Genomic DNA, 3,906 nt, shown 5'->3' with positions numbered 1-3,906 from the left:
GGTGTCGAGCAGGTTGAGATCCATCAGACCTCCAAAGCTGGCCCGCCGGTAAAGCTGGATCGTCGTGCCGACCGGGAAGCTGCTCGGCCGCAGGGGCATGTTCTCGAAGTAGGCCTGTACGGCGGCCTGCCGGCGCAGATTGAAGACCCTCGGGTCAACACCGTCCTGGTCCAGATCCGCGACCCAGTTGTTGTCGATCTCATGGTCGTCCCAGACGACGAACCAGGGAGCCGCAGCATGGGCCGCCTGCAGATCGGCATCCATCTTGTACTGGGCATAACGCCGCCGGTAGTCGTCGAGGCTGTAGATCTCGCCGCCGAAATGCTGGCGAACGTTCTCAACCGGACCCCGGCTGCTGTTCCAGATCCGGTTCCCGCGCCCCTCATAGATGTAGTCGCCGTAGCAGAACACAAAGTCGGGGCTCTCTTCGGCAAGGCGCCGATGTGCGGTGTAGTACCCCTGCTCGTAGTTCTGGCAGCCGGCGATCGCGAAGCAAACGCGGTCGACGGTCGCGCCCAGAGCGGGGGTCGTCCGCGAGCGGCCGGTCAGGCTGCGCTCCTTGCCGGCGACAAAGCGGTACCAGTAGTCGCGGCTCGGCTCGAGGCCGCCGACCTCTACATGGACCGCGTGGCCCAGTTCGGGCATGGCGACAGCGGTGCCCTTGGCCACGACCGTCCTGAAGCCTGCGTCCGATGCGACTTCCCAGGAGACCTCGACCGGCGCGCTCGGCATGCCGTAACCGATTTCAAACGGCTCGGGAGCCAGGCGTGTCCAGATGACGAAGCCGTCCGGCTGTGGGTCACCGGATGCGACACCCAGCTGGAACGGATAGATCGCGAAGACCGGCTGCGCGATGGCCTGCCCGCTCAGCAGGGGGATCGAAAGCATCCCGGCGGCAAGACCACCGAAGGTGGCCAGGGCCCGGCGGCGGGACAGGGCATAGCGATCGAGAAGGTTGGACACCGGCAACTCCTGAGCTGGAACTTGGCGTTATCGTGCCTTTGTGACGGTTCTTAAAGCCGCCCCGCTTCCGCCAGTCGGTCCAGTAACCAGACCCGCGTCGGTGGCAGCGGGCGGTTCAGCGGTCCGAACACGAACTGCTCGAGAAAGTGGCCGGTGATATCCAGGCCCTTCTTCACGTCGCCCTCTGCCAGCCCACCTTGGGCTGACAGCAGAAAGGGCGGCAAGGGCAGAAGCTTGTCGCGATAGGGCTCGCCGGCCGCCCGGCTCACGGCGCGGCCGGTACGCGGACTGACATAGATCAGGTCGTCGAACGTCCCCGTCGCCGCACATTTGGAGAGGTCGAGACCAAAGCCCAGTTCCTGCAACAGCCCGGCCTCGTAGCGCACATAGACTGCCGGCCAGATCTCGCGGATCTGCAGGACACCCAGCAGGGCTTCGAGCGCCCGGAACGCACCGGGATGAGCCTCGCGCTCGGGCAAGGCACCGGCTGCCAGCGAGGCCGCAGAAGACAGGCCGGCAAGCGCCAGCGAGTCGTCGAACAGCGAGGCCACGCCCTCGCCCATCGGCTCAAGACTGGCTGAGCCCAACTGGTCAGACATCCGGGCACGATAGCGGGCAATGACCCGGGAGCCCGGCTGGAGGAATGGCTTCATCCGACGGGAAGCCGCCCCCGAGACATGAGCCGCGAACTTTCCGTGCGTTTCGGTCAGCAGTTCGACAATGGCGCTGGTCTCGCCGTGGATGCGCGCGGACAGCACAAAGGCTTCGTCCTCCCATTCCACCTAGGTCGGGGTTCCCCAGCCCACGACCTTCTCCAGCACCGGTCGCCAGTCGGCCTCTACCGGCAGGCCGATCAGGTCGCGCAGAGCGGCCTCCAGCTCATCCACCGAGAGATCCCGCTGCGAAACCAGCCCACCCGTCGCATCGCGGTGGGTCAGCCGGTTGTTCTTCAGGGCATAGCGGGCCGTCGGCGTGGTCCGTCCGACCGTCATGCTCCAGGTGAAGTGCGAGGAGGGATGGGTGTAGGTGTAGAAGTTGACCTGCTCATAGTCGATGTCGGCCCAGCTGCCCTTGGCCACCTGATAGAGCGGGCTCCAGGTTCCGGACAGGTTGGCCTGAACCTGGCGTTCAATGCCCAGTTCGGGCGCGGCATCGACGATCCGGAAAGGTCCGTTGGGGCTGGCCTGCTCGCCATCGGCAAAAAGCTTCAGGGGCGCGGTCAGCACACAGCCACCGAACCCGGCGTCGGCAAGCCAGGTTTCGCCCTCGATCTGCACGCCCAGCACCATATGCGAGCGCGGCCGGGCGGGGGCACCGGGCTGGACCAACCACAGCACCCGAGCCATCAGACCGGCGACTTCGAAGCCCAACTGGCTGAGCGCCCGCTTCAGCAGGCTGTTCTGCTCGTAGCAGTAGCCACCCCGCCCTGCCCCAATGAGCTTGGCATCGATCTGGGCCGGATCCAGGCTGATCGGGCGACCCAGCAGGACGTCGATGTTTTCGAACGGGATCGCTCCGGGGTGCATCCGGCAGATCTCGCGCAGCACGGCAAGGGTCGGCTCGCGCGGGCCGTCATAACCGATCCGAGCCAGATAGGCGTCCAGGTCGACGCCTGGTCCTTTAGACATCGAAGTCCAGGCCCATGTCGCTGAACAGGCCCCGCTCCTCGGCCCAGTTCTCCTTGACCTTGACGTGCAGGAACAGGTGCACCTTGCGGTCGAGAATGTCGCACAGCTCTTCGCGCGAAGCCTGGCCGATCCACTTCAGGGTCTGACCGCCCTTGCCCAGCACGATGATCCGCTGGCCGTCGCGCTCGACATAGACTGTCTGCTCGATCCGAACGCTGCCATCGGCACGCTCCTCAAAGGCCGTCGTCTCCACCGAGGCGGCATAGGGCAGCTCTTCGTGGACCCGCAGATAGATCTTCTCGCGGGTGATCTCTGCGGCCAGAAGCCGGGCCGGCAGGTCAGCGGTCTGGTCTTCGGGATAGAGCCAGGGGCTGAGCGGCATCATCGAGGCCAGCTTGGCCAGCAGGTCATCGACGCCCGCGCCGGTGGCGGCGCTGATCATAAAGACCTCGGAATAGACGCCGGTGTCGAAGAGGTCCTGTGTGACGGCCAGCAGCGTCTCGCGCTTGACGCCGTCGATCTTGTTCAGGGCCAGGATGACCTTGCGATTGGCCGACTTCAGGCCTTCGATAATGGTCTGGACGTCCTGCACGGAGCGAAACTCGGCAGGCGTGGCCTTGTCGATGCGCGACGCCAGCTCGGCCTGCACGTCGACGAGATGAACCGTCACCTCGGCTTCTTCGGAGCCGCTCCAGGCCGAACGAACCATGGCGCGATCCAGCCGACGGCGCGGGCTGAAGATGCCGGGGGTGTCGACCAGGATAATCTGGGCCTCACCGTGCATGGCCACACCGCGCACCGGAAAGCGCGTGGTCTGGACCTTCTGGGTGACGATGGAAACCTTGGCCCCGACCATGCGGTTGACCAAGGTGGACTTGCCGGCGTTCGGAGCCCCGATGATGGCGGCGAAGCCTGCCCGGGTGTTTTCGGGGCGGGCGTTTTGGGAGGTGGTGTCAGTCATTGCGCGTGCCTGTAGCACAGCGCGGCCCAAAAGCCTCCCCCCTTGGCCGTACTCACTGCATCCAGCCGCCCACGAGATGGCTCACAGGGGAATGTTGTCGTGCTTCTTCCAGGGGTTGGTGAGTTCCTTGCCCTTGAGGGACTTGAGACCCCGGACGATCCTGCGGCGAGTGCCGTGGGGCATGATGACGTCGTCGATATAGCCGCGGCTGGCGGCGACGAACGGATTGGCGAAGGCGTCCTTGTACTCGGCCTCGCGGGCGGCCAGGGCGACGGGGTCCTTGGCCTCGGCCCGGAAGATGATCTCGACCGCCCCCTTGGCCCCCATGACCGCGATCTCGGCGGTGGGCCAGGC

General features: G+C 65.6%; 5 protein-coding genes. All 5 read right to left on the bottom strand.

What is annotated here, in order from left to right; all coding sequences use genetic code 11:
- Positions 1–963: alkaline phosphatase D family protein (locus tag DBR10_RS19655; RefSeq protein WP_233243242.1), on the bottom strand; the 963-nt coding region annotated here is incomplete at its 3' end.
- Positions 964–1,013: 50 nt separating this feature from the next.
- A complete protein-coding gene (gene recO, locus DBR10_RS03455) occupies positions 1,014–1,745 on the bottom strand; it encodes a DNA repair protein RecO (RefSeq protein ID WP_108505914.1) in 732 nt (243 codons plus the stop codon).
- Entirely contained in the window at positions 1,746–2,591 is an 846-nt protein-coding gene (locus DBR10_RS03450) for an arylamine N-acetyltransferase family protein (RefSeq protein WP_108505915.1), read from the bottom strand.
- Positions 2,584–3,552: a GTPase Era gene (era, locus tag DBR10_RS03445; RefSeq protein WP_108505916.1), complete on the bottom strand. Its 969-nt coding sequence runs from the start codon at positions 3,550–3,552 to the stop codon at positions 2,584–2,586. The genes DBR10_RS03450 and era overlap by 8 nt, the downstream gene beginning before the upstream one ends.
- 81 nt (positions 3,553–3,633) lie before the next feature.
- Positions 3,634–3,906 (bottom strand): carboxyl transferase domain-containing protein (locus DBR10_RS03440; RefSeq protein WP_272482601.1); only part of this gene is annotated, 273 nt, incomplete at its 5' end.

Source organism: Caulobacter sp. HMWF025, assembly GCF_003060965.1.
GTDB lineage: Bacteria > Pseudomonadota > Alphaproteobacteria > Caulobacterales > Caulobacteraceae > Caulobacter.
Note: the sequence above shows the minus strand (reverse complement) of the source record. Positions and strands in the feature narration are given on the sequence as shown.